Raw genomic sequence first — 18,438 nt, 5'->3', positions numbered from 1 at the left:
AAAAGTAGATTATGTCCAAAATTATTATTTCAGCTAATACCAGTTGGTATCTTTACAATTTTAGAAAAAATACGATTGCCAAGTTTATTTCTAAAGGGCATTCCGTACATATAGCCTCCCCGGAAGATGCGTATACCGAAAAATTAAAGTCTTTGGGCTGTACGTTTTCTAACGTAAGTATGTCTCAAAGAGGAATGAACCCAATACATGAAATAAAAACAATCATTTCGTACTATAAAATATTCAAAAAAGAAAACCCAGATTTTATTTTCAACTTCACACCTAAGAGTAACATATACAGTACAATGGCTGCTTATTGTACTAATGCGGAAGTTATTAATAATATTGCTGGGTTGGGAACAGCTTTCATCAAAAGCTCAAAAACAAAAGCAATAATTAATTTTCTTTATAAAGTTTCACAGCGAAGAGCCAAGTGTGTCTTTTTTCAGAATAAAGATGACTTATCTCAGTTTATAGATAATGGCATCGTCAGCGAAAAACAAGCATTGCTCATACCTGGTTCTGGGGTAGATCTTCAACGTTTTAGATTAAACAACAGAATTGACGATGGAGTGGTTAATTTCATATTAATTGCCCGCCTAATTAGGGAAAAAGGAATACCTGAGTACGCAGAAGCGGCTAAAATGTTGAAAAAGAAATATGGTGATCGTGTTCGTTTCAGTCTCGCTGGATTTGTAGATGAAGGAAATCCATCTGCCATTTTAAAAAGTGAAATTATCCAGTGGCAAGAAAGCGGTCTGATAGAATTCTTAGGTAAGACTGATAACGTTGAGCTTTTTTTGCAAGACAATGATTGTGTAGTGCTTCCATCATATTACAGGGAAGGAGTACCTAAAAGTTTGTTGGAAGCCGCGGCAATGGGAAAAATAATCGTAACCACTGATAATGTTGGCTGCCGAGAAGCCGTAATTAATAATGAAACAGGATATTTGTGTGATCCGCGATCGTCTTCCTCTCTAGCCGCTGCACTTGAAAAGGTCATTGTGATGGATAAGACTGAACGTCACAAAATGGGACTAGCTGGAAGGGACTACATTACACGACGTTTTGATGAACAGATCGTTATCAATGAGTATCTTTCCTGTCTATGATTTATTGCTGTTCGAGTTAACCTGAACAGCAATCGGTTTGCAATGATGAAACTCTTCGCATGTAGAAAGTATTGAAATTCTAGTGTTCTTCACCAATTAGCTGAATGTAAAGCTTATTATAAGAGCAAACTACATTAAAAAGACTAAATTTTCCTATGATATTACTTTTAGTGTTGTTAATGTTGATGTTAAATTGACCATTTAGGCATGCAAGCATTTTATCTGTTAGCTCTTTTTTATTGTGACATATAAATCTTTCAGAGTTTAAAACAAAGGGCACTCCGCCATTATCCATGCTCAGCACTGGTGTGTCACAAAGAATTGATTCTGCAGCCACAAGGCCAAAACCTTCATTTACAGAAGGGATTATTAATAAGTCCATTGCATTATAAATTGAACGAGTATTTTTTTCTGCTCCGTGAAAAATCACAACATTTATTAAGTTTTTTTCAATGACAAATTTTTCTAGTTGTTGATATAAAGGGCCTACTCCAACGATTAACAATTTTGATGATGGGGTGTTTTTATTGACTTCAGAAAAAGATTCAAGCAGTAAGGGGATATTTTTATCTTCATGAAGTCTACCTACAAAACCATATAAATAATCACTGTCAGATATGTTGTGTTGATTGCGAATGGCCTTACCTTCATCCTTGGATTGATAATAGTTTTCAATTTTTAATCCATTGGGTATGACTATTTTCGTATTATAATTTTCTGCAGCCATTGGTGAAACGCAAGTGGTGCAACGAGCCAATTTATTGGTGGCTTTAATTATTTTGTTTCTTAATGCCGACTTCTCATGTGAATTATGGAAGGTGCAAATAAGAGGTGTTTTATTGCGAATGGCTAATCTTGTTATAATGATCGCATGATACATATGAGCATGTATAATATCAACGTCAAGCGCTAAGATTAATTTAGGCAGTTTGTTAAGAGCATATATAAACCCTGTTGGTTTTTTTTTGATTCCGATTGAAATTACTTTAATATTTTCATTTGTTGGCTTTGTCAATGTTTCCCCAGTGATGGATATCAGAGTTACAGTATGACCTTGATGGGCTTGTTCATCTGCGATGTCGCAAACGGTTTTCTCAGCTCCACCCAGACCCAAAGAAGTAATGACATGTACAATATTCATTTTGATTTCCAGTCAATGGTTACATTTTGCGCTGTTCTCTGAGATAAAAAGTCTCATATCGCAAAATTGCTCAACAGAACCGTGATTCTACTTCAAATCCCGTTTGTGAATAAAATGGATATTGGGCTGCGTAGTCAGTTTTCTTTTCAGAAACTTAACTAAGAGAGCACCAACTTACACTACCCAGCCCCCATTTCATGAGTTAACATCTTCACCACATTTCAAGCCGCGCGCACCCTGCGCGGTGACCACACCTGACAGGAGTATGTAATGTCCAAGCAACAGATCGGCGTCGTCGGTATGGCAGTGATGGGGCGCAACCTGGCGCTCAACATCGAAAGCCGTGGTTATACCGTCTCCATCTTCAACCGCTCCCGTGAAAAAACTGAAGAAGTTGTTGCCGAGAATCCCGGCAAGAAACTGGTTCCTTACTACACGGTGCAGGAGTTCGTCGAGTCTCTGGAAACACCACGCCGTATCCTGTTAATGGTGAAGGCGGGCGAGGGCACGGACAAAGCCATCGAATCACTCAAGCCTTATCTGGACAAAGGCGACATCATCATTGAAGGCGGTAACTCCTACTTCCCGGACACCGTCCGTCGTAACCGTGAACTGTCTGCGGAAGGCTTCAACTTCATCGGTACTGGTGTTTCCGGCGGTGAAGAGGGCGCGCTGAAGGGCCCATCCATCATGCCTGGTGGTCAGAAGCACGCTTACGAGCTGGTTGCCCCAATCCTCACCAAAATCGCTGCTGTGGCAGAAGATGGTGAGCCATGCGTGACCTATATCGGTCCGGACGGTGCGGGTCACTATGTGAAGATGGTGCACAACGGTATCGAGTACGGCGATATGCAGCTGATTGCTGAAGCGTACTCCCTGCTGAAAGGTGGCCTGAACCTGTCTAATGAAGAACTGGCTCAGGTGTTCACCGAGTGGAACAACGGTGAGCTGAACAGCTACCTGATCGACATCACCAAAGATATCTTCACCAAGAAAGATGAAGAAGGCACATACCTGGTTGATGTGATTCTGGATGAAGCTGCGAACAAAGGTACCGGTAAATGGACCAGCCAGAGCTCTTTGGACCTCGGTGAGCCGCTGTCTCTGATCACTGAGTCAGTTTTCGCACGTTACATCTCTTCTCTGAAAGACCAGCGTGTTGCAGCCTCTAAAGTGCTGAGCGGCCCGCAGGCTAAACCTGCTGGTGATAAAGCGGAATTCGTTGAGAAAGTACGTCGTGCTTTGTATCTGGGCAAGATTGTTTCTTACGCTCAGGGCTTCTCTCAGCTGCGTGCTGCGTCTAACGAGTACAACTGGGACCTGAACTACGGCGAAATCGCGAAGATCTTCCGTGCAGGTTGCATCATTCGTGCTCAGTTCCTGCAGAAAATCACCGATGCGTATGCTGAGAATGCAGACATCGCGAACCTGCTGCTGGCACCGTACTTCAAAAAGATTGCCGATGACTACCAGCAGGCGCTGCGTGACGTAGTGGCTTATGCTGTTCAGAACGGTATTCCAGTACCAACCTTCGCAGCGGCTATCGCCTACTACGACAGCTACCGTTCAGCGGTTCTGCCAGCAAACCTGATTCAGGCGCAGCGTGACTACTTCGGTGCTCACACTTACAAGCGCACTGACAAAGAAGGTGTGTTCCACACCGAGTGGATGGAATAATTTTCCTTAGTCCATCTATCAAAGGCCCGGAGCTTGTCTCCGGGCCTTTTGCATTAATCTTCCCTTAAGGCATTCGAAGTAGTCTGAATGTCGCCTCAATAGAGGGGCTATCGGCGGCCTTTACCTTGACAGGCCAGCGATGCAAGAGGTAAAAACCACAACAGTTTTGTTTATCGTGGTGGCCAGAGTGCGCCATCTCTACCCCGTTCACTGAATAAGTTGCGTCTAATGAAAATTACAATTTCCGGTACAGGTTACGTTGGCCTTTCAAACGGCATCTTGATTGCTCAACACCATGAAGTGGTGGCTCTGGACATCGTGCAGGCCAAAGTCGACATGCTCAATCAGAAGAAGTCGCCGATTGCTGATAAAGAGATTGAAGAGTATCTGGCGACCAAAACGCTGAACTTCCGTGCGACCACCGATAAAGAAGATGCGTACCGCGACGCTGAGTATGTGATTATCGCCACGCCAACGGATTACGACCCTAAGACTAACTACTTCAACACTTCAAGCGTTGAAGCGGTCATCCGCGATGTCGTGGCTATCAACCCGAAAGCCGTGATGATCATCAAGTCCACCATTCCTGTTGGCTTTACTCAGTCAATCAAGGAAGAGCTGGGCATCGATAACGTGATTTTCTCGCCTGAGTTCCTGCGTGAAGGCCGTGCGCTCTACGATAACCTGCATCCATCACGTATTGTGATTGGCGAGCGTTCGGAGCGTGCGGAGCGTTTTGCCGGGCTGTTGCAGGAAGGGGCTATCAAGAAAGACATTCCTGTGCTGTTCACGGATTCCACAGAAGCCGAAGCCATCAAGCTGTTTGCTAACACTTATCTGGCGATGCGTGTGGCGTACTTCAACGAGCTGGACAGCTATGCAGAAAGCTTAGGCCTGGACAGCCGCCAGATCATCGAAGGTGTCTGCCTCGACCCGCGTATCGGCAACCACTACAACAACCCGTCATTTGGCTACGGCGGTTACTGCCTGCCGAAAGACACCAAGCAGCTGCTGGCAAACTACCAGTCTGTGCCGAATAACATTATCTCTGCCATCGTCGATGCCAACCGTACACGTAAAGATTTTGTGGCGGATTCCATTCTGTCCCGCAAACCAAAAGTGGTTGGTGTGTATCGCCTGATCATGAAGAGCGGTTCCGATAACTTCCGTGCCTCTTCCATTCAGGGGATCATGAAGCGTATCAAAGCGAAGGGCGTGCAGGTCATCATTTATGAACCCGTGATGCAAGAAGACGAGTTCTTCCATTCTCGCGTGGTGCGTGACCTCGACGCGTTTAAGCAAGAAGCCGATGTGATTATTTCAAACCGTATGGCAGAAGAACTGGCTGACGTCGCGGATAAAGTTTATACCCGCGATTTGTTTGGGAATGACTGATTTTTAGTGATGCACCTGCCTTAGGGTAGGTGCTTTTTTATTTCTATTTATCTTATTATTTATGTTCATATGATCGTTTTTGGAATGAATGTATTATTTCACTTGCGATAAATGTAATGTGATTATAAAGGCTGATTATGCTTATTTCCGTTCAGTTATTGCGAGGCTTTGCGGCTCTGCTGGTTGTGTTACATCATATTGCATTTAAAGAGCGAACATATGGTGTGAGTGGTTTTGACTGGTTGCATATTGGAGGATCAGGGGTAGACCTATTTTTCATTATTTCTGGGTTTATCATGTGTTACTCTACTCATGATAAAGACATAACCTTCGGGAAATTCATTGCATTGCGTTTTGAACGTATTCTTCCTTTGTATTGGTTTTTTACTACGGTAGCGTTAGCTGTTTTTATTGTGGCTCCTCACGTTGTTAATTCCTCCGGTGGAACGACGAGTATTCTGAATTCCTACTTGTTAATTCCAACTGGAAATAAGTATCTGGTTCAAAATGGCTGGACTTTAAGCTATGAATTTTATTATTACTTTATTTTCTCCGTATTTATTTTTTTAATAAAAGACAGGTCTGTAAGATATCTCAGTACTGTTTTTTCACTCTGTCTGCTGGCGACTCTCGGTTTCGTACTGCAGCCAGAAGGGCATATCCTAAATTTCATTTTCAGTAGTTGGCTGTATGAGTTTGCGATGGGAGTGGCCTCATTTTTCATTCTGAAAAAATATAAAATTGGTACAGGATCGGGAACCGTATTGCTATCGACTGGCTTGGCCCTGTTGATCTATAAAAATAATAATATGGATGTGTTTTCTACACTGCCTGGTGCTTTCAGCGTCGGAGTGCCAATGTGGTTGGTGTTCACCGGTTTAGTGTCATTGGAATCCTGGTTTAAGAATAAAACGAATGCGATCCTTAATTTTGGCATTCTGCTTGGCTATAGCTCATACTCGTTATACTTGATCCACCCATTTGTTTTAAGTCCTGCTGCTATGATTTTAAAAAAACTTCATCTGACCGTGCCATATCTTTTCGGTTTTGGAATGCTGATTCCAGCGATAGCATCAGGTGTGATTGGCTATTTATATCTGGAAAAACCGATGGTGAGATTTTTTAAAGCAAAAAGGCAACGGGTGGTGGTACGATAATCCCCCTGTCAGAACAGTGGCACCAGGGGCATTCGCTACCAGTTCGATATGCAAAGAGTAATGCATTAGTAAAATGCTCGAGATCGCAGGTGATAATGTTTCAGTTATCGCCTGTTATCTGTTTAGGACCAATATAATCAGCAGAGCTTTACTGTCATCGTCGGTTCAGGCACAGGCGCCCAATTGAATCGGCATCACGTTCTTGTCTGCCTAAGTAAATGTTAATGGAATAATAGTTAATTAGTGTAAAAGAACCATCTTCAGCGTTGTTGGAGTACAGAGTGAAAAATAATAACATTCAGATGTTGCGTGGTGTCTCTATTCTTCTGGTTATTTTTACACATTTGGGCATCTTTCTTAAAAAGAGTGATGTATTTAATTTTTGGCATTCGTATTTTGATACGGCGATTGGTGTTGATTTTTTCTTTATCATATCGGGTTACCTGATGGGGGAAACTTTTCTTAAAAAAATAGATGGCCGAATGATGACATGCGAAGATGCATTTGTTTTTTATAAACGAAGATTTTCAAGGCTGTATTTGCCTTGTTTTTTTTGGGCAGTTTTCATCTTTGTGTTAAGTTGGGTCTGGATTGAACAAGGTTTTTTTAAAGAGTTTCGTCAAATCTTAGGTGTGGTGCTTGGTGCAATAACCTTCACCGGGAATTTTTTCAATGCGACGATGCCAAATGTTTTCGGCTATTTTTGGTCATTAGGCGTTGAAATGCAATTTTATCTTTTTCTTCCTTTGCTTGTTGCTATTAGCATTCGTAACAGATGGGTTCCCTGCATAATTTTGCTGTTGCTTTTCACAGTAATTCCTGGTGGGATAAAAACCTGGTGGATGTTTAGGGCTAATGCTCTTTTTATCGGATTGCTGGTGTGGTTTATTACCCAATTAGCACCATTCGAAATGATAAAAAATACATTAAATAAACAGCACCCGGCAATGATTGTTACAGTATTTATATTAGCACTACTCAGTGCATCTTTTCTGTCTTATCCATACCAGAGATTCGGAGGTGTTGCTTACACAATAACGGCACTAATCTTGTCAATAGCCTTTGTTGCTACTTCATTTTATAGTCGGCCCGTTTTTGGCGTTTTTAATAACATGCTTGCGGGTATCGGCAATATCTCTTTCTCATTGTACTTATGCCATCTGCCAATTTTTATATTGGTTAAGTATTTTCTTATCTCAAGGGTGCATTCTTCATATCTACTCGCGTCAGTTGCTATACTATCCGCTATAATTACGGCTTTTTTCAGCTATCAATTGCTCGAGAAAAATAAGCTAAGAGAATTGGTTATGAAAACACGATTGAACTGAATGGCCGTGAGCCTGTGACTTAATAAAATTTGGTTCAGGTGTCTAACCTGGCGGTGAAATTCAATTATAGAAAAGTATCAGCTACTCAATGATGGAGTAGCTGATACAACATTTAGGCTTTATAAAACTCGCGATACCAGTCGACGAAGTTTTTCACCCCATCTTTCACCGTGGTTTCTGGTTTAAAGCCGATAACATCAAACAGCGCTTTGGTGTCGGCGCTGGTTTCCAGCACATCGCCAGGCTGAATCGGCATCATGTTCTTATCTGCCTCAATGCCCAGCGCTTCTTCCAGCGCGGTAATGTAATCCATCAGCTCGACAGGGGAGCTGTTACCGATGTTATAGACGCGGTAGGGCGCAGAACTGGTAGCCGGGGAGCCTTCTTCTACAGTCCAGTTGGCATCTGGCTGTGGGATGACGTCCTGCAAGCGAATGATGGCTTCGGCAATATCATCGATATAGGTGAAGTCACGCTTCATTTTGCCATAGTTGTAAACGTCGATGCTTTTGCCTTCAAGCATGGCTTTGGTGAACTTAAACAGTGCCATATCCGGGCGGCCCCACGGGCCATACACGGTAAAGAAGCGCAGCCCTGTTGTTGGCAGGCCATACAGGTGTGAATAGGTATGGGACATCAGCTCGTTGGCTTTTTTGGTTGCCGCATACAGGGACACCGGGTGGTCAACCGAATCATCAGTTGAGAAAGGCATCTTGCGGTTCAGGCCGTATACGGAGCTGGAAGAGGCGTAGAGAAGATGCTGAACTTTGTTATGGCGACAGCCTTCCAGCACGTTCAGGTGACCCATCAGGTTGGCATCGGCATACGCGTGTGGGTTTTCCAGCGAGTAGCGCACCCCCGCTTGTGCGGCCAGATGGATCACTCTGTCGAATCTCTCTTCAGCAAACAAGGTCGCCATGGCTTCACGGTCAGCGAGATCGATTTTATGGAAGCTGAAGCCAGGTGCGCTAAGCAGATCCAGTCGCGCCTGCTTGAGGCTGACGTCGTAGTAGTCATTGAGGTTATCAATCCCCACCACCTGATGGCCCGCCTGCAAAAGGCGTTCGCTTACATGGAAGCCGATAAAACCGGCCGCGCCGGTAACCAGATATTTCATCTTATATCCTCGAAAACTGACCAGGATTTCACCACATCGCTCCTGGCACATCTGAAAGCAAAATCATACCGTTAGATAAGGCAAAAAGATAATCGTTATCTACAATTAGGGTAGCCAGCTTTTTCGGTAAATTCAGATGAGTTCGGGCATTATTCCTATAGTATTTCCCGGATGTATGAGTAGACTACCTGGCCTTGTGGGCATTTCTTCATTTCGCAGCTTAAGGTTTTTATGACACAGGATAACAATAAGAGTTTTTCCGGCCGCAGCAGCGATCCGGAGCAGATTGATCTGATAGATTTAGTGATGCAGATCTGGCGTGGGAAGGGCACCATCATTGTTTGTGTTGTTGTCGCGATCCTGCTTGCTGTCGTTTATCTGTTTGTTGCTAAAGAGAAATGGACCTCTACAGCACTCATCACACAGCCGGATTCAGGGCAGATTTCCAGCTACTCTAACGCCATGAACATTCTGTTTGGTGGCAGTGCGCCTTCTACAGGGGCGATTCAACAAGATTTCATCACCCGTTTTAACTCCTCTTTCTCAGCATTGTCCGAAACACTGGATAATCAGGAAGTGCCGGAAAAACTGAGTATTGAAACGGCGGTGAAGGGGCAGGGCTTGCCACTGCGCGTCTCCTACACGGGGCCTTCGGCTGAAGAAGCACAGAAAACTCTGGCGCAGTACATTCAGCAGGTTGATGAAGGTGTGGCCAAAGCGGTAGGCGGGGATCTCAAATCCAACATTGATTCCCGTAAAGACGCGCTTGAGCAGTCACTGACGACGCAGGAAAAAGTCGCTACCGAGCAGAAAGCATTACGTGTCGCGCAGATCACTCAGGCGCTGACCATTGCCGAACAGTCAAAAATCAAGGTGCCGCAAGTTCAGCAGGCTGAACAGGTTTCGCAGGACACCATGTTTATGTTGGGGAGCGATGCGCTTTCTGCGATGGTAAAAAACGAAGCAACGCGTCCGTTGTCCTTCCCGGACAGCTACTACCAGACGCGTCAGACGCTGTTTGATATCGATAACCTGATGAGCGGCGAGAATAAAGAGGAGCTCAAAACCTCTAACATTCACGCCTACCGTTATGTGATGAAGCCAACGCTGGCTATTCATCGCGATAGCCCGAAACGTGCTATCACGCTGATCCTGGCCGTGTTATTGGGCGGTATGGTCGGGGCTGGTGTTGTTCTGGGCCGCAACGCGCTGCGTAACTACCAGCCGAAAGCTTAAGCTTCACGCAAGTCATAAAAAAACCGGGCACAGAAATGGCCCGGTTTTTTTGTCACTGCGAAACGGTTTACTGATGCCGCTTACGTAAATTCTCGATCACCGTCGTTAAATCCAGGTCCTGATCCTGTAGCAAAACCAGCAGGTGATACATCAAATCTGAAGCTTCGTTGGTCAGCTCATGACGGTCGTTGACTGTTGCCGCCAGCGCTGTTTCCACGCCTTCTTCACCCACTTTTTGTGCGATGCGCTTGGTGCCGCTGGCGTACAGTTTGGCGGTATACGAACTCGCGGGATCGGCTGTTTTGCGCTCAGCCAAAAGTTGTTCAAGTTGATACAGGAACAGCCACTGGTGGCTTGCTTCGCCAAAGCAGCTTGAGGTGCCTTTGTGGCAGGTTGGGCCAATCGGATTCACCAGCACCAGCAAGGTGTCGTTGTCGCAATCTGGAGTGATACTGACAACATTCAGGAAGTTTCCGGACGTTTCGCCTTTGGTCCACAGACGCTCTTTCGTGCGTGAGTAAAAGGTCACTTTGCCACTTTCTTGTGTTTGCGCCAGTGCTTCCTGATTCATATAGCCCAGCATCAGCACTTCGCCGGAAACGGCGTGTTGCACGATGGCGGGCATCAGTCCGTCGGTTTTTTCCCAGTCCAGTTTCATAACCTGATCTCCACGCCCTGAGTCGCCAGGTACGCTTTTAATTCACCAATATTGATAATCTGTTTGTGGAACACCGAGGCGGCTAAAGCGCCGTCAACGTCGGCATCCCTGAACGCTTCGAGGAAGTGCTCCATTGTGCCCGCGCCGCCAGAGGCGATCAGCGGAACATGGCAAACTTCACGGACTTTTTTCAGCTGGGCTAAGTCGTAACCATTACGCACGCCGTCCTGGTTCATCATGTTTAACACGATTTCACCCGCGCCACGTTTCTGCACTTCCTGCACCCACTCCAGGGTTTCCCATTGAGTGACGCGAGTTCGGCTTTCATCGCCCGTGTACTGGTTGACGTGATACTTTCCTGTTTGATCGTCAAACCAGGTGTCGATCCCCACCACAATACACTGCACGCCAAAGCGATCCGCAAGACGCGTGATCAGCTCTGGATCGGCCAACGCAGGGGAGTTGACCGAAATCTTATCTGCGCCGAAAGAGAGAATTTTGGACGCATCGTCCACCGACTTGATCCCGCCTGCCACGCAGAAAGGAATATCGATAACTTCTGCCACGCGCGATACCCAGCTTTTATCAACCACGCGGCCGTCGCTGGAAGCGGTGATGTCATAGAACACCAGTTCGTCGGCACCTTCTTCGGCATAGCGTTTTGCCAGCGGCACGATATCGCCGATGATTTCGTGATTGCGGAACTGCACGCCTTTCACGACCTGACCATCGCGCACATCAAGACAAGGAATTATCCGTTTTGCCAGCATTCGATGGCCTCCGTTACAGTGAACTTACCTTCCAGCAGGGCGCGCCCTACGATAACGCCTTTCACACCCGTGCCGCGCAGAGCCGCGACATCCTGAATATCACCAATCCCGCCGGATGACTGGAAGGCAATCTGCGGAAAACGAGCACAGACTTCTTTATATAAAGAGACGTTGGAGCCAGCCAGCGTGCCGTCGCGCGAAATATCGGTACACAGCACATGTTTGAGCCCAACCGGCAAATAGGTATCAACCAGTTCTTCCAGCGTGACGCCTGAGTTTTCCTGCCAGCCGCTGACCGCGACCTGCTTATTGCCTTGTTCGTCGATGCGTACATCGAGCGCCAGTACCAGCTTGTCCGCACCAAAACGCGCAAACCAGCTTTTCACAATCTCCGGGGATTTAACCGCCGTTGAACCGACGACCACCCGTGCAACTCCAGCATCCAGTAGGGCTGCAACATCTTCTTCGGTACGAATACCGCCGCCAACCTGAACTGGCACGTTAATGCCAGCGACCAGTTTTTTAAGCAATGGGATCTGACGCTTAGCCGGGTCTTTTGCTCCGGTCAAATCGACCAGATGTAAAACTTCCGCACCTTGCGCTGCGTAATCCTGCAGGCGCGGCAACGGGTCATTGCCGTAGTCGCGCTGTTGGCCGTAATCGCCCTGATGAAGACGCACCACGGTGCCGTCAATTAAATCTAAAGCTGGAATGATCATCACATCTCCAGGAAGTTTTTCAGCAGCATGGCCCCGGCAGCACCGGAGCGTTCCGGGTGAAACTGCACGCCGAAGAAATTGTCTTTTTGCACGGCGGCAGTAAAAGGCTCGCCGTAATTACACTGCGCAGTGGTGTATGTGTTAACCGGCATCGCGTAGCTGTGCACGAAGTAGAAATAAGCCCCGTCTTCAATGCCACGGAACAGGCGATCGCCCGCTTTCGGATAAACGCGGTTCCAGCCCATGTGCGGCAACGGCAGGCCAAAATCTGTCATCTTCGGCACATCCTGCTCGATGATGCCCAGCATGTCGACGCCGCGAGTCTCTTCGCTACGACGACCAAGCAGCTGCATCCCCAGACAAATGCCCAGCACTGGTTGAGTACAGGCTTTGATGAGCTCAATCAGCTCGCGCTCGCGAAGCTGATCCATGGCCGCCTGCGCAGTGCCTACGCCCGGCAGAAAGAGTTTGTCCGCACGCAGAACCACGTCCGGGTCACGGCTTACGACAGGCTCATAGCCGTGACGACTCACGGCGGATTTCACCGAGTTGAGATTGGCGCAATCGGTGTCGAGGATCACCACGTTCATCACAACACTCCTTTGGAGGAGGGAAGGGTGTCGCCTTCCACGCGGATTGCCTGGCGCAGTGTACGGCCAAAGGCTTTAAACAGGCTTTCTACGCGGTGGTGATCGTTTTTGCCTTTGGTTTTCAGGTGCAGCGTCACGCCCATGGTGTACGACAGCGAGCGGAAGAAGTGCTCAATCATTTCGGTGCTGAGGTCGCCGACGCGCTGATAGGTAAATTCGGCGCGGTATTCGAGGTGAGGACGGCCGGAAATATCCAGCGCACAGCGGGCCAGGCATTCGTCCATCGGCAGCACGAAGCCAAAGCGGTTGATGCCACGCTTATCGCCGAGCGCCAGCTTCAGCGCTTCGCCCAGTGCTAAACCGGTGTCTTCCACGGTGTGGTGATCGTCGATATACAGGTCACCTTTGACGGTGATTTCCATACGGAACCCGCCGTGGGTGGCAATCTGATCCAGCATATGATCGAAGAAACCGACGCCGGTGTTGATTTTGCTGCCACCTTCGCGATCCAGCCACACTTTCACATCAATCTGCGTTTCGCGCGTGGTGCGTTCAACGTGAGCATAACGATCGCGTTGGGTCAGCTGTTCGGTGATTTTCAGCCAGTTCAGTTCATCGCGGTTATAACGCAGGCCAGCGATGCCCATGTTATTGGCAAGCTGAACGTCGGTGGCACGGTCGCCAATCACATAGCTGTGCGCCCCGTCCATGGCGCCGTCTGCCAGCCACGCCGCCACCATTTTGGTTTTCGGTTTGCGGCACTCGCAGTTGTCGGTTTCGAAGTGCGGGCAAATCAGCACGTCTTCAAACTTCACGCCCTGCGAGGTGAAAACCTGCATCATCAGGTTGTGCGGGCCGTCAAAATCCGCCTGCGGGAAGCTGTCAGTGCCAAGACCATCCTGATTGGTGATCATCACCAGCCTGTAGCCTGCATTTTGCAGCTTCAGCAGGGAAGGGATCGCTTCCGGCTCAAACGCCAGCTTGTCAAAACGGTCTACCTGAAAATCACTCGGTGGCTCGCTAATCAGCGTGCCGTCACGATCGATAAAGAGGAACTTCTGGGTCATACTTTCTCCGCACGAAGGGCGTCAATGACGCGCTGGCTCTCTTCACGGGTGCCGATGGTGATTCGCAGACAGCCGCTTAAAGAAGGTTGTTTATTCTGATCACGTAAGATAATGCCCTGATCCCACAGAGATTTGAAGACTGCGCTTGAGGCGGTGATACGCGCCAGAATGTAGTTGGTCTCTGAATCAAACACCTGTTCGACACAGTCAATCTCACGCAGCTGGCTAACCAGATACTGGCGCTCTTGCAGGATTTGCGCGACGCGGTCACGCATGGCGTTTATCCCCTGCGGGCTTAGCGCCTGAGCCGCAATGTCGGCTACTGGCGTTGAAAGCGGGTAGGGGGCGATGACTTTCAGCAGCAGGGCGATGACTTCTTCACTTGCCAGCGTAAAGCCGCAGCGCAGCCCGGCCAGGGCGAAGGCTTTGGATAACGTACGCAGCACCACTAAGTGTGGGTACTCGGCAATCCAGCTGGTGAGCGTCGCCTGTGGGCAAAATTCGATATATGCTTCGTCTGCCACTACGATCGCTTTGCCGCGTGTCATTTCCAGCAGCACGCGAATATCCTGCGGGTTAATAATTTGCCCGGTCGGGTTGTTCGGGCTGCAGACGTAAACGACTTTCACGCCGTCGAGTTTGTCGGCAATCGCCTGTAAGTCTAACTGCCAGTTTTCCAGTGCCGGAACGGTACGGTATTCCACGCCGAAGGTTTCGGCGCTGACGCTGTACATGCCGTAAGTCGGTGGGCAAAACAGAATGGCATCTTTACCCGGTTCGCAAAATGCGCGGATCAGCAGCTCAATGCCTTCATCGGCACCGCGGCTAACCAGCACTTGTTCCGGTTTCAGTCCGGCGTATTGGGCATAGTTGTCGATGACCGCTTTTGGCTGGCACTCTGGATAACGGTTCAGTGTCTGCTGGGACAAGTCGAACGCTACCGCCGTCGGAAATTCGTTGGCATTCAGCCAGACATCCCCTTTACCGCCAAGACGACGGGCGGATTGATAAGGCGTCAGGTCGCGAACGTTTTTGCGGGCTAACTCTTCAATGCTCATTTCATCTCCTTGAGGGCGGCAACGCGCAGGGTGACGGCGTTTTTGTGGGCGGTCAGGCGTTCGGCAGCGGCCAGCGTTTCAATGGTGGAAGCCAGTGACGCAAAACCTTCGCGGGACAACTCTTGTACGGTCATGCGCTTCTGGAAGTCGGCAAGGCCAAGGCTTGAGCAGGTTGCGGTGTAGCCGTACGTTGGCAATACGTGGTTGGTGCCGGAAGCGTAATCGCCCGCGGATTCCGGCGACCAGTCGCCGAGGAACACCGAGCCTGCGCTGGTGATGCTGTCGACCAGTGAGCGTGCATCGCGAGTCTGAATGATCAGGTGCTCCGGGCCGTACTGGTTGGAAATTTCCACGCATTGCGCCATGTCGCGAGCCACAATCAAACGGCTGGCTGAAAGCGCCTGACGGGCTGTTTCAGCACGCGGTAACTCTGCGAGCTGGCGTTCGACGGCCAGCGCCACGCGAGAAGCCATGTCGGCATCTGGCGTCAGCAAAATCACCTGGGAATCAGGGCCGTGTTCCGCCTGAGACAGCAAATCGGAAGCAACAAAATCAGGTGTTGCGCCGCTGTCGGCAATGACCAGCACTTCGGATGGGCCCGCTGGCATATCGATGGCTGCGCCGTCCAGACGCTGGCTAACCTGGCGTTTGGCTTCGGTGACAAAGGCATTGCCCGGGCCAAAAATTTTATCGACTTTCGGAACGGATTCGGTTCCGAAGGCGAGGGCAGCAATCGCCTGTGCGCCGCCGACGTTAAACACTTCCTGCACGCCGCACAGTTTTGCCGCATACAGAATTTCATCAGCAATCGGCGGTGGGGAACAGAGCACCACTTTTTTGCATCCCGCGATACGTGCTGGCGTGGCGAGCATCAATACTGTCGAGAACAGTGGCGCAGAGCCGCCAGGAATATAAAGGCCCACGGACGAGATTGGACGGGTAACCTGCTGGCAGCGCACGCCGGGCAGCGTTTCCACATCAACCGCCTGCAATATCTGCGCATTGTGGAAGGTGTCGATGTTTTTTACCGCTACCGCCATCGCTTGTTTCAGTTCATCGCTCAGGCGTTCGCTTGCCGCGTCAATTTCCTGCTCGCTGACTTTAAGCGCTTTAACATCAGTTTTATCAAACTTAGCGCTGTATTCACGCAGCGCGTTATCGCCGTTGGTTTTGACGTTATCCAGTATCTCGACCACGGTGCGAGTGATGCTGTCAGAGGCGCTAATGGCCGGACGCATCAGCAGAGCACGCTGCTCGGCTTCGTCACACTGGTTCCAGTCGATAAGAGTATTGAAGCTCATGGCGTTACTCCATCATCTTCTCAATCGGCAGCACCAGAATGGAGCTGGCGCCCAGCGCTTTGAGCTTTTCCATGGTTTCCCAGAACAGGGTTTCGCTGCTGACCATGTGCATTGCCACGCGCTGCTGATCGCCCGCCAGCGGCAGAATGGTTGGGCGCTCAGCGCCAGGAAGCAGAGCAATGACTTCTTCCAGACGTTCGGTTGGCGCGTGCATCATGATGTATTTCGATTCGCGAGCCTGGATAACGCCCTGAATACGGGTCAGCAGTTTGTCGATAAGCTGCTGTTTGGCTTCCGGCATCTCGCCGTCGCGCTGGATAAGGCATGCTTTAGAACGATAAATCACTTCCACTTCACGCAGACCGTTTGCTTCCAGCGTCGCGCCAGTCGAAACCAGATCGCAAATCGCATCCGCCAGACCCGCACGCGGGGCGACTTCAACGGAACCGTTCAGCAGACAGGATTTAAACTGTACGCCCTTGCTGTCCATATAGCGTTTAAGGATGTGAGGATAAGAGGTCGCGATACGCTTATTGTTCAGGCATGCCGGGCCGTCCCACGGTTCATCGACATTGATAGCAAGGGAAAAACGGCAACCGCCAAAATCAAGACGACGCAGCGTGAAGTAACGCGGGTCTTCGCCCTGAGCGCGGCGGCTCAGCAGCTCTTCTTCCAGTACGTTTTCACCGATGATGCCGAGGTCAACCACGCCATCCATGATCAGGCCAGGGATATCGTCGTCACGCACGCGCAGAATGTCGATCGGCATATTTTCCGCCAGCGCGATCAGGCGCTGGGTGTGCAGATTAATTTTTATGCCACAGCGGGCGAGTAATTCGCGTGAATCATCGCTTAAACGGCCTGATTTCTGAATAGCTATGCGTAAACGGCTGGTGTCTGACATTCTGGTTATCCTCGTAGTCCTGTCTGTATTTCGCTTGCTCGCGTCCAAAAAAAAGCCCCCGGAAGTGCGATCTTCCGGGGGCTTTCTCTTGCGTTCATGCACCACTGGAAGATCTAACTGTCTTCCAGCACACATCGCCTGAAAGACTAGTCAGGGTGATGGTGATGATGGTGGTGTTTAAATTGAACGCAGCTCATAATTTTCTCGTTGAATGCTTATGCATTTGATGTCGTTTAACCTAAACCAGTTCTGCGCCTGATTGCAAGGGCTTTTTTTTATCTTTAATTCATTTCATATTCACCAGATAAATTGTCAGTTCGCCGGGGCTGGCGTAGCCTTAAGTCAGGAATGCGAAAAAGCAGGAGAATGCAGATGAAAAAGGTCGCCATTGTCGGTTTAGGGTGGCTGGGAATGCCGCTGGCGCTGTCGTTAACGGCACGAGGCTGGCAGGTGACGGGCAGCAAAACCACGGATGACGGGGTTGAGGCGGCGAGGATGTGCGGTATCGACGGTTATCCGCTTCGTCTGGAGCCACAGCTGGTCTGCGATAGCGACGACCTCGATGCGTTAATGAATGTGGACGCGCTGGTGATAACACTTCCCGCTCGTCGCAGCGGGCCGGGAGAAGACTTTTATCTTCAGGCGGTGCAAGAAATTGTCGACAGCGCCCTGGCTTACCATATTCCCCGCATCGTGTTTACCAGCTCAACGTCCGTGTACGGCAAAGGGCAGGGCACGATTAAAGAGAACGCAGAGCGCGAGCCGATTACCTCTAGCGGACGAGTATTAAAAGAGCTGGAAGACTGGCTACACAATTTGCCCGGCACCTCTGTCGACATTTTGCGCCTTGCCGGTTTAGTGGGGCCAGGCCGTCACCCAGGCCGTTTCTTTGCCGGAAAATCGGCTCCGGACGGGCAGCAGGGCGTCAATCTTGTGCATCTCGAAGACGTGATTTCGGCGATTACGCTGCTGTTGCAGGCCCCGAAAGGCGGCCATATCTATAATCTTTGTGCGCCGGGACATCCGTCGCGCTCTACCTTTTACCCGCAAATGGCCCGCGAACTGGGGCTTGAGCCGCCGGTGTTCAGCAACAGCACTGAGAAAGGGCGCATTATTGACGGGAACCGGATTTGTGCTGAGTTGGGCTTTGAGTATCAATATCCTGATCCGCTGGTGATGCCGCTGGAATAACTTGCTGGCGGTGACAT

General features: G+C 49.1%; 18 protein-coding genes and 1 other annotated feature. Of the genes, 7 read left to right on the top strand and 11 right to left on the bottom strand.

What is annotated here, in order from left to right; all coding sequences use genetic code 11:
• Positions 1 to 11 precede the first annotated feature (11 nt).
• Positions 12 to 1,112 (top strand): glycosyltransferase family 4 protein, encoded by a 1,101-nt coding sequence (locus ACRCWW_RS17180; RefSeq protein WP_438683482.1) that lies wholly within the window; start codon positions 12 to 14, stop codon positions 1,110 to 1,112.
• Positions 1,113 to 1,191: 79 nt separating this feature from the next.
• Here ACRCWW_RS17180 and ACRCWW_RS17175 read toward each other — a convergent pair whose 3' ends face one another.
• A complete protein-coding gene (locus tag ACRCWW_RS17175) occupies positions 1,192 to 2,253 on the bottom strand; it encodes a glycosyltransferase (protein WP_438683481.1) in 1,062 nt (353 codons plus the stop codon).
• A gap of 270 nt (positions 2,254 to 2,523) precedes the next feature.
• On the opposite strand from ACRCWW_RS17175, the gene gndA reads away from it, so the two are divergent.
• The 4 genes from gndA (at position 2,524) to ACRCWW_RS17155 (ending at position 7,810) form a co-directional block, all read left to right on the top strand.
• The gene (gene gndA / locus ACRCWW_RS17170; protein ID WP_438683480.1) at positions 2,524 to 3,930 is read left to right on the top strand and encodes an NADP-dependent phosphogluconate dehydrogenase; all 1,407 of its coding nucleotides are present in this window, start codon (positions 2,524 to 2,526) and stop codon (positions 3,928 to 3,930) included.
• Between the two features lie 228 nt (positions 3,931 to 4,158).
• Positions 4,159 to 5,325: a UDP-glucose 6-dehydrogenase gene (gene ugd / locus ACRCWW_RS17165; RefSeq protein WP_438683479.1), complete on the top strand. Its 1,167-nt coding sequence runs from the start codon at positions 4,159 to 4,161 to the stop codon at positions 5,323 to 5,325.
• A 137-nt stretch (positions 5,326 to 5,462) separates the two neighbouring features.
• Positions 5,463 to 6,482 carry an acyltransferase family protein gene (locus ACRCWW_RS17160; RefSeq protein WP_438683478.1) on the top strand — a complete coding sequence of 340 codons (1,020 nt, stop codon included), beginning with the start codon at positions 5,463 to 5,465 and terminating at the stop codon, positions 6,480 to 6,482.
• A 281-nt stretch (positions 6,483 to 6,763) separates the two neighbouring features.
• Positions 6,764 to 7,810 carry an acyltransferase family protein gene (locus ACRCWW_RS17155; protein WP_438683477.1) on the top strand — a complete coding sequence of 349 codons (1,047 nt, stop codon included), beginning with the start codon at positions 6,764 to 6,766 and terminating at the stop codon, positions 7,808 to 7,810.
• 112 nt (positions 7,811 to 7,922) lie between these two features.
• On the opposite strand, the gene ACRCWW_RS17150 is transcribed toward ACRCWW_RS17155, so the two are convergent.
• A complete protein-coding gene (locus tag ACRCWW_RS17150; RefSeq protein WP_438683476.1) occupies positions 7,923 to 8,927 on the bottom strand; it encodes an NAD-dependent epimerase in 1,005 nt (334 codons plus the stop codon).
• Positions 8,928 to 9,158: 231 nt separating this feature from the next.
• On the opposite strand from ACRCWW_RS17150, the gene wzzB reads away from it, so the two are divergent.
• Positions 9,159 to 10,163, top strand: coding sequence for an LPS O-antigen chain length determinant protein WzzB (gene wzzB / locus ACRCWW_RS17145; protein WP_438683475.1), 1,005 nt, complete (start codon positions 9,159 to 9,161; stop codon positions 10,161 to 10,163).
• A 67-nt stretch (positions 10,164 to 10,230) separates the two neighbouring features.
• Here the strand turns inward: wzzB and hisIE are convergent, their stop codons facing one another.
• From hisIE to hisL, 9 genes are all read right to left on the bottom strand, one after another.
• A complete protein-coding gene (gene hisIE / locus ACRCWW_RS17140) occupies positions 10,231 to 10,821 on the bottom strand; it encodes a bifunctional phosphoribosyl-AMP cyclohydrolase/phosphoribosyl-ATP diphosphatase HisIE (RefSeq protein ID WP_438683474.1) in 591 nt (196 codons plus the stop codon).
• Positions 10,818 to 11,591 (bottom strand): imidazole glycerol phosphate synthase subunit HisF, encoded by a 774-nt coding sequence (hisF, locus tag ACRCWW_RS17135; protein ID WP_438683473.1) that lies wholly within the window; start codon positions 11,589 to 11,591, stop codon positions 10,818 to 10,820. Before hisF ends, hisIE begins: the two co-directional genes overlap by 4 nt.
• Positions 11,573 to 12,310 (bottom strand): 1-(5-phosphoribosyl)-5-[(5-phosphoribosylamino)methylideneamino]imidazole-4-carboxamide isomerase, encoded by a 738-nt coding sequence (hisA, locus tag ACRCWW_RS17130; protein WP_438683472.1) that lies wholly within the window; start codon positions 12,308 to 12,310, stop codon positions 11,573 to 11,575. Before hisA ends, hisF begins: the two co-directional genes overlap by 19 nt.
• Positions 12,310 to 12,900 (bottom strand): imidazole glycerol phosphate synthase subunit HisH, encoded by a 591-nt coding sequence (gene hisH / locus ACRCWW_RS17125; RefSeq protein WP_438683471.1) that lies wholly within the window; start codon positions 12,898 to 12,900, stop codon positions 12,310 to 12,312. The genes hisA and hisH overlap by 1 nt, the downstream gene beginning before the upstream one ends.
• On the bottom strand, positions 12,900 to 13,967 hold the full coding sequence (gene hisB / locus ACRCWW_RS17120; RefSeq protein ID WP_438683470.1) for a bifunctional histidinol-phosphatase/imidazoleglycerol-phosphate dehydratase HisB: 1,068 nt from the start codon (positions 13,965 to 13,967) through the stop codon (positions 12,900 to 12,902). The genes hisH and hisB overlap by 1 nt, the downstream gene beginning before the upstream one ends.
• Entirely contained in the window at positions 13,964 to 15,025 is a 1,062-nt protein-coding gene (hisC, locus tag ACRCWW_RS17115) for a histidinol-phosphate transaminase (protein WP_438683469.1), read from the bottom strand. The genes hisB and hisC overlap by 4 nt, the downstream gene beginning before the upstream one ends.
• Positions 15,022 to 16,326 carry a histidinol dehydrogenase gene (gene hisD, locus ACRCWW_RS17110; RefSeq protein ID WP_438683468.1) on the bottom strand — a complete coding sequence of 435 codons (1,305 nt, stop codon included), beginning with the start codon at positions 16,324 to 16,326 and terminating at the stop codon, positions 15,022 to 15,024. Before hisD ends, hisC begins: the two co-directional genes overlap by 4 nt.
• A 4-nt stretch (positions 16,327 to 16,330) precedes the next feature.
• Positions 16,331 to 17,230: an ATP phosphoribosyltransferase gene (gene hisG, locus ACRCWW_RS17105; protein ID WP_330986092.1), complete on the bottom strand. Its 900-nt coding sequence runs from the start codon at positions 17,228 to 17,230 to the stop codon at positions 16,331 to 16,333.
• 46 nt (positions 17,231 to 17,276) lie between these two features.
• Positions 17,277 to 17,401, bottom strand: a sequence feature (His leader region).
• The gene (gene hisL / locus ACRCWW_RS17100) at positions 17,377 to 17,427 is read right to left on the bottom strand and encodes a his operon leader peptide (RefSeq protein WP_330986103.1); all 51 of its coding nucleotides are present in this window, start codon (positions 17,425 to 17,427) and stop codon (positions 17,377 to 17,379) included. (Overlaps the previous feature by 25 nt.)
• Before the next feature lie 175 nt (positions 17,428 to 17,602).
• Between hisL and ACRCWW_RS17095 the strand changes: the two genes are divergently transcribed.
• The gene (locus tag ACRCWW_RS17095; RefSeq protein ID WP_438683467.1) at positions 17,603 to 18,421 is read left to right on the top strand and encodes an SDR family oxidoreductase; all 819 of its coding nucleotides are present in this window, start codon (positions 17,603 to 17,605) and stop codon (positions 18,419 to 18,421) included.
• Positions 18,422 to 18,438: the final 17 nt, after the last annotated feature.

Origin of the sequence: Scandinavium sp., assembly GCF_051650185.1 — a bacterium.
Lineage (GTDB): Bacteria > Pseudomonadota > Gammaproteobacteria > Enterobacterales > Enterobacteriaceae > Scandinavium.
This window is presented reverse-complemented; position numbering and strand designations above follow the sequence as displayed.

Bases quoted from the DNA above. Each gene is read 5' to 3' on its own strand.
- hisD (WP_438683468.1), bottom strand. From the start codon at position 16,326: ATGAGCTTCAATACTCTTATCGACTGGAACCAGTGTGACGAAGCCGAG.
- hisF (WP_438683473.1), bottom strand. From the start codon at position 11,591: ATGCTGGCAAAACGGATAATTCCTTGTCTTGATGTGCGCGATGGTCAG.
- hisB (WP_438683470.1), bottom strand. From the start codon at position 13,967: ATGACCCAGAAGTTCCTCTTTATCGATCGTGACGGCACGCTGATTAGC.
- ACRCWW_RS17095 (WP_438683467.1), top strand. From the start codon at position 17,603: ATGAAAAAGGTCGCCATTGTCGGTTTAGGGTGGCTGGGAATGCCGCTG.
- ACRCWW_RS17160 (WP_438683478.1), top strand. From the start codon at position 5,463: ATGCTTATTTCCGTTCAGTTATTGCGAGGCTTTGCGGCTCTGCTGGTT.
- hisC (WP_438683469.1), bottom strand. From the start codon at position 15,025: ATGAGCATTGAAGAGTTAGCCCGCAAAAACGTTCGCGACCTGACGCCT.
- hisH (WP_438683471.1), bottom strand. From the start codon at position 12,900: ATGAACGTGGTGATCCTCGACACCGATTGCGCCAATCTCAACTCGGTG.
- ACRCWW_RS17150 (WP_438683476.1), bottom strand. From the start codon at position 8,927: ATGAAATATCTGGTTACCGGCGCGGCCGGTTTTATCGGCTTCCATGTA.
- ugd (WP_438683479.1), top strand. From the start codon at position 4,159: ATGAAAATTACAATTTCCGGTACAGGTTACGTTGGCCTTTCAAACGGC.
- gndA (WP_438683480.1), top strand. From the start codon at position 2,524: ATGTCCAAGCAACAGATCGGCGTCGTCGGTATGGCAGTGATGGGGCGC.
- hisG (WP_330986092.1), bottom strand. From the start codon at position 17,230: ATGTCAGACACCAGCCGTTTACGCATAGCTATTCAGAAATCAGGCCGT.
- wzzB (WP_438683475.1), top strand. From the start codon at position 9,159: ATGACACAGGATAACAATAAGAGTTTTTCCGGCCGCAGCAGCGATCCG.
- hisIE (WP_438683474.1), bottom strand. From the start codon at position 10,821: ATGAAACTGGACTGGGAAAAAACCGACGGACTGATGCCCGCCATCGTG.
- ACRCWW_RS17180 (WP_438683482.1), top strand. From the start codon at position 12: ATGTCCAAAATTATTATTTCAGCTAATACCAGTTGGTATCTTTACAAT.
- hisA (WP_438683472.1), bottom strand. From the start codon at position 12,310: ATGATCATTCCAGCTTTAGATTTAATTGACGGCACCGTGGTGCGTCTT.
- ACRCWW_RS17175 (WP_438683481.1), bottom strand. From the start codon at position 2,253: ATGAATATTGTACATGTCATTACTTCTTTGGGTCTGGGTGGAGCTGAG.